Raw genomic sequence first — 5,542 nt, forward strand, 5'->3', positions numbered from 1 at the left:
GAAGGCGCTCCCCTGCTAAGGGAGTAAGGGGTTTATAGCCCCTTCGAGGGTTCGAATCCCTCTCTCTCCGCCATATCGAGAAAGCCCCGTCCCGGTTCGCCGGACGGGGCTTTCTGTCGTCTGGGTCATGGCCGTGACGAACGGGCCGTCGGTCAGGGGCCCGGACGGTTCCTCGCCGCCATCAGCTCGGCGTACTCCTCGGGGGCGAGAATCTGCCGCAGGTCGACGAAACTGCCGGACTCGTGCTCCTTGAGCGCGGGCAATGCCTCGAGCAGGCGCTGGGCGGCCCGCTCCGGGGAGAGCAGCGTGTCGGTGCCGCGTGCGGCCTGTATCCGCTCGAGGGCGGGGAACCGCCGGGTATCGGCCTGGCCGCAGAGGGTGTCGATGATGCGGGTGTCCACCAGTCCCGGTGCGACTGCCGTGATGTGGCTGGCGGAGAACTCGTGGGCGTACAGGCGGCAGAGCATGTTCAGGCCGGCCTTGGACAGGGCGTAGCCTCCCCAGCCGCGGTTGCCGAGCACGGCCGCCCCCGAGGAGATGGCCACGATCTGGTCGATCTCGATGCCCGACGCGAGCAGCCAGTCGAGGATCACCTTGTTCGACCAGACGTTGATGTCCATGACCTCGCGCAGCCGCGACAGCGACAGTCGGCTCATGTCCTCGATGTCCCCGAGTATCCCGGCATTCAGCACCACCAGCTCCAGGCGCTCCACCCCGTCGAGCAGCGTGGACAGCGCAGGCGCGATGGCATCCATGTCCGACAGGTCGCAGCGCACGTCGGCCACGTGGGGCGCGAGCTCGTTGCAGCCGCGGCGGCTGCAGCCGTAGATCCCGTGGCCACGTTCGAGCAGGGCCTGGCTGAGCGCGAGGCCCAGCCCGCTGCTGTTGCCCGTGATCAGTGCATTCGGTCGGCTCATCGCCGCTCCGTTCAGTGCAGTTCGGCGAGCAGGCGGTGGATCATGCCGTCGGCCTGGCGCCCGTAGCCGCCGCCGAAGAGATTGAAGTGATTGAGGACGTGGTAGAGGTTGTACAGCCCCTTGCGTGTCCGGTAACCGGGATCGAGCGGCAGCTGCGCCCCGTAGGCCTGGTAGAAGCCCGGACCGAGCCCACCGAACAGTTCGGTCATGGCGATTTCCGCCTCGCGGTCGGCCCGGTAGGTCGCCGGGTCGAACAGCACCGGCGTGCCGTCGGTGAGCGCGCCGTGGTTCGCGCCCCACATGTCACCATGGATCAGGGCGGGGTGGGGGCGGTAGTCGCTGAAGAAGGCGGACAGGGTCTCGATCAGCTCGTGCCCGGCGTCGATGGTGCGCGCCGAAAGGCCTCGCTCGGCGGCCCAGTCGAGCTGCGGGGCCAGCCGCTTCTCGGCATAGAAGCGCGCCCAGTCGTCGTCCTCGCCGCCGAGCTGCGGCATCGCGCCGATGAAGTTGTCTTCCGGCCAGCCGAAGCTCGCCTGCGGCTCGGCGTGCAGCTCGGCCATCGCCTCGCCGAGGGCGACGTCGTCGACGGGGCCGAGGTCCAGCCATTCGAGCAGCAGGTAGGCCGTGCCGTCGACGCTGCCCGAGGCGACCACCTGGGGCGTGCGGATGCGCTCGCTCAAGGCCTCCAGCCCCCGCGCCTCGGCGGGAAACATGCCGTCGTCGCGGTCGGGGTGGGTCTTGAGGAACAGCGGACCGGTGTCGGTCTCCAGCCGGGCGGCGTCGGCGATGCAGCCGCCGCCGATGCCGCGCTGGCCCGCGAGGGTCAGCCGGCCGCGCGCCGCGATGGACTCGGCCAGCGGGTTGGCCGGAACGGGACCTGCCCGCAGCCGCTCGACGGCATCGTCAAGGATGCTTTGATACGTGGTGTGGGCAGCCATGGGTTGCGTAGAGCTCCTCCTGTCGTGCCTCGATCCATTCCTGCGCGATGGCGTTGATCTCGGCGGCCGTTCGGCCTTCCGTCTCGATCGGCGGGCCGAACTCCACGTGGATGACCCCCGGCGTCAGCGGAAAGCCGCCCTTGGGCCACAGGCAACCCGAGTCCACCGCCATGGGCACGACCGTGGGATGGGCGTGGGCGGCGAGCATGGCCCCGCCGATGCGGTAGTTGGGTTCCGCCCCCGGCCGGGTGCGGGTGCCCTCGGGGAAGATCACCACGTCGCGTCCGGCGGCCAGTGCGGCCTTGCCCTGCTTGAGGATCTGGCCCAGCGCCTTGCGCCCGGCAGCGCGGTCGATCGCGATCGGCCCGATGGCCCAGAGCCCCTGGCCGAACAGCGGGATGCGCAGCAGCTCGCGCTTGAGTACGAAGGCCGGCATTTTCAGCACCGAGGGCAGGAACATGGTCTCCCAGGTCGACTGGTGCTTGGCGAGTACCAGCGCGCCGCCGTCGGCGGGCAGGTTTTCCCGGCCGCGGACCTCGTGGCGGATGCCGCCGACCACCCGCGCCAGCCACAGGATGCTGCGCCCGTAGCTATAGAGCAACGGGTAGCGCTTCTCCAGCGGCAGGGGCAGGGACAGCAGGATCATCGGCGCGAGCAGGACCAGCGAGAGCACGCCCAGCAGGGCGAACAGCAGCGAACGGATCCAGTGCCGCACCGTCCCGTCCTCAGGACTGCAGCTGCGAGACGTCGGCGATGGCGAGGAACAGGGCGTTGATCCTCGCCAGCAGGGCCAGGCGATTGCGCCGCAGGGCGTCGTCCTCGGCCATCACCATCACCGTGTCGAAGAACTCGTCAACCGGCTCGCGCAGGGCGGCCAGCGCGGTGAGCGCCTCGGTGTAGTCGCCCTCGGCGAGCAGGCCCTCGATACGCGGGCCCACCGCGCTGACCGACTCCCACAGCCGCTGTTCCGCCGACTCGACCAGCCGTGCCTCGTCGATCGACTCCGGCAGGGTCTCCTCGGTCTTCTTCAGGATGTTGGCGATGCGCTTGTTGGCCGCGGCCAGCGCCTCGGCCTCGGGCAGCTCGATGAAGGCGTTGACCGCCCGCATGCGCTGCTCGAAGTCCAGCGGCCGGCGCGTGCCGGTCATGGAAACGGCCTGGAAGACGTCGCTGCGGATGCCGCGGTCCAGGCTGTAGCGGTGCTGGCGCTCGGTGATGAACTCGAACACGCCCATCACATGGTCGGTCGCCTCGGGCACCTTGTCGGCCAGCCCCTCGGCCGCCTCGGTGAGCAGCTCGACCAGGTCCAGGTCCAGCTCCTGCTCGACGAGAATGCGCAGCACGCCCAGCGCGGCACGGCGCAGGGCGAAGGGGTCCTTCGCGCCCGTGGGCGCCTGGCCGATGGCGAAGATGCCCATCAGGGTGTCGAGCCGGTCGGCCAGCGCCACGGCCTGGGCGACGGCGTTGCGCGGCAGCTCGTCACCGGCGCGGCGCGGGCGGTAGTGGTCGTCGAGCGCCACCGCGACGTCTTCCGGCATCCCTTCATGGCGGGCCAGGTAATAGCCGATGGTGCCCTGCAGCCCGGCGAACTCGCCGACCATCTGCGTCTGCAGGTCGCACTTGCTCAATCGCGCGGCCCGGCGGGCGGCCTGCGGGTCGGCGTGGATGCGCTCGGCGATGAAATCGGCCAACCGCTCGATGCGCAGCACCTTGTCGAATACGCTGCCCAGGCGCTTCTGGAAGACCAGCTGCTTGAGCGATTCCAGGTGCGATTCCAGCGGGGTCTTGAGATCGCCTTCCCAGAAGAACATCGCGTCCGAGAAGCGCGGCCGGATCACCCGCTCGTTGCCGTGGCGCACCGCGTCCATGTCGCGGCTGTCGATGTTGGCCACGGTGACGAACCACGGCATCAGCGCACCCTTGTCGTCCAGGACGGGGAAGTACTTCTGGTCGTCCTGCATGGTGTAGATCAGCGCCTCGTGCGGCACCTCGAGGAAGCGCTCCTCGAACTGCCCGGCCACCGCCACCGGCCATTCGACCAGCGCGGTGACCTCGTCGAGCAGGTCGGGGTCGATGCGGGCGGTGCCGCCGACACGGCTGGCGGCCTCGGTGACCTGGGCCTCGATCCGCTCGCGGCGTTCGGCGAAGTCGGCCAGCACGTGACCGGACTCGCGCAGGGTGGCGACGTAGTCCGCCGGGTGCTTGATCGTGAGCGCGTCCGGATGGTGGAAGCGATGCCCGAAGCTGCAGTTGCCGGCGGCGTGGCCGAACAGGGTCATGTCGACCACGTCATCGCCGTGGATCGCCAGCACCCAGTGTACCGGGCGGATGAACTCGGCACGGGAGGCACCCCAGCGCATGCGCTTCGGCGTGGGCAGGCGGTCGAGTGCGCGCTCGACGATGCCCGGCAGCAGGTCGGTCGCCGGCTTGCCCGGCTCGGTGTGCCGGTGGACCAGCCATTCGCCCTTGTCGGTCTTCAGGGTGGTGAGCTGATCGGGCTCCACGCCGACGCTTGCGGCGAAGCCGGCCAGCGCCTTCGTCGGGTTGCCCTCGTTGTCGAAGGCGGCCTTGACCGCCGGGCCGCGGCGCTCGACGGGCTTCGGTTCGGTACCGGTCGCCAGGTCGGCGACCCGCACGGCCAGCCGGCGCGGGGCGGCGTACGCGATGATGCCGCCGTGGGCGAGATCCGCCTGCTCGAGCCCGGCCCGGACTTCCTCGGCGAGCGCGTCGCGCAGGGTGATCAGGGCCTTGGGCGGGAGTTCCTCGGTGCCCAGTTCGAAAAGAAAGTCCGCCGTGTCAGTCATGGTCAGTCCGTATCAGTATTGGCAGTGCATTGGTGGGGCGGGAGGGTCAGGAATCCGCGGTGTCGCCGTCGGCGCGTCCCATGGGGAAGCCCAGCGCCTCGCGGGCGGCGTAGTAGCGCTCGGCCACCGCGCGGGCCATGGTGCGTACCCGGAGGATGTAGCGCTGGCGCTCGGTCACCGAGATCGCGCGGCGGGCGTCGAGCAGGTTGAAGGCGTGCGAGGCCTTGAGGACCTGCTCGTAGGCCGGCAGCGGCAGGTCGGCCTCCACCAGGCGCAGGCACTCGCCTTCCGCGTGGTCGAAATGCCGGAACAGGAACTCGGTGTCGGCGTGCTCGAAGTTGTAGGTCGACTGCTCCACCTCGTTCTGGTGGTAGACGTCGCCGTAGGTGATCACCCCGGCGTCCGACCTCGACCAGACCAGGTCGTAGACGTTCTCCACGCCCTGCAGGTACATCGCCAGGCGCTCCAGCCCGTAGGTGATCTCGCCGGAGACCGGGTGGCAGTTGAGCCCGCCGACCTGCTGGAAGTAGGTGAACTGGGTCACCTCCATGCCGTTGAGCCAGACCTCCCAGCCCAGGCCCCAGGCGCCCAGCGTCGGGGACTCCCAGTTGTCCTCGACAAAGCGGATGTCGTGGGTCAGCGGGTCGAAGCCCAGCCGGGTCAGCGACTCGAGGTACAGGTCCTGGATATTGTCCGGAGACGGCTTCAGGAGCACCTGGAACTGGTAGTAGTGCTGCAGCCGGTTGGGGTTGTCGCCGTAGCGCCCGTCGGTGGGGCGGCGCGAGGGCTGCACGTAGGCCGCGCGCCACGGCTCCGGGCCGATCGAGCGCAGGAAGGTGGCCGGGTGGAACGTGCCCGCGCCGACCTCGATGTCCAGCGGCTG

The 5,542-nt window shown here is 69.6% G+C and carries 5 protein-coding genes; all 5 read right to left on the reverse strand.

What is annotated here, in order from left to right; translation table 11 throughout:
- Nucleotides 1-152 precede the first annotated feature (152 nt).
- Complete coding sequence (locus ACLFMY_RS08215; protein ID WP_410764177.1) at nt 153-917, reverse strand: SDR family NAD(P)-dependent oxidoreductase; 765 nt, start codon at nt 915-917, stop codon at nt 153-155.
- Nucleotides 918-928: 11 nt separating this feature from the next.
- The gene (locus tag ACLFMY_RS08220; RefSeq protein WP_410764179.1) at nt 929-1,855 is read right to left on the reverse strand and encodes a fructosamine kinase family protein; all 927 of its coding nucleotides are present in this window, start codon (nt 1,853-1,855) and stop codon (nt 929-931) included.
- The gene (locus ACLFMY_RS08225) at nt 1,821-2,570 is read right to left on the reverse strand and encodes a lysophospholipid acyltransferase family protein (protein ID WP_410764180.1); all 750 of its coding nucleotides are present in this window, start codon (nt 2,568-2,570) and stop codon (nt 1,821-1,823) included. Before ACLFMY_RS08225 ends, ACLFMY_RS08220 begins: the two co-directional genes overlap by 35 nt.
- Before the next feature lie 10 nt (nt 2,571-2,580).
- On the reverse strand, nt 2,581-4,659 hold the full coding sequence (gene glyS / locus ACLFMY_RS08230; protein ID WP_410764181.1) for a glycine--tRNA ligase subunit beta: 2,079 nt from the start codon (nt 4,657-4,659) through the stop codon (nt 2,581-2,583).
- A gap of 46 nt (nt 4,660-4,705) precedes the next feature.
- Nucleotides 4,706-5,542, reverse strand: an 837-nt coding sequence (gene glyQ, locus ACLFMY_RS08235; RefSeq protein WP_410764182.1) for a glycine--tRNA ligase subunit alpha, incomplete at its 5' end; no start/stop codon positions are given.

The sequence above is a fragment of the Guyparkeria sp. genome, from assembly GCF_046545975.1.
Classification (GTDB): domain Bacteria; phylum Pseudomonadota; class Gammaproteobacteria; order Halothiobacillales; family Halothiobacillaceae; genus Guyparkeria.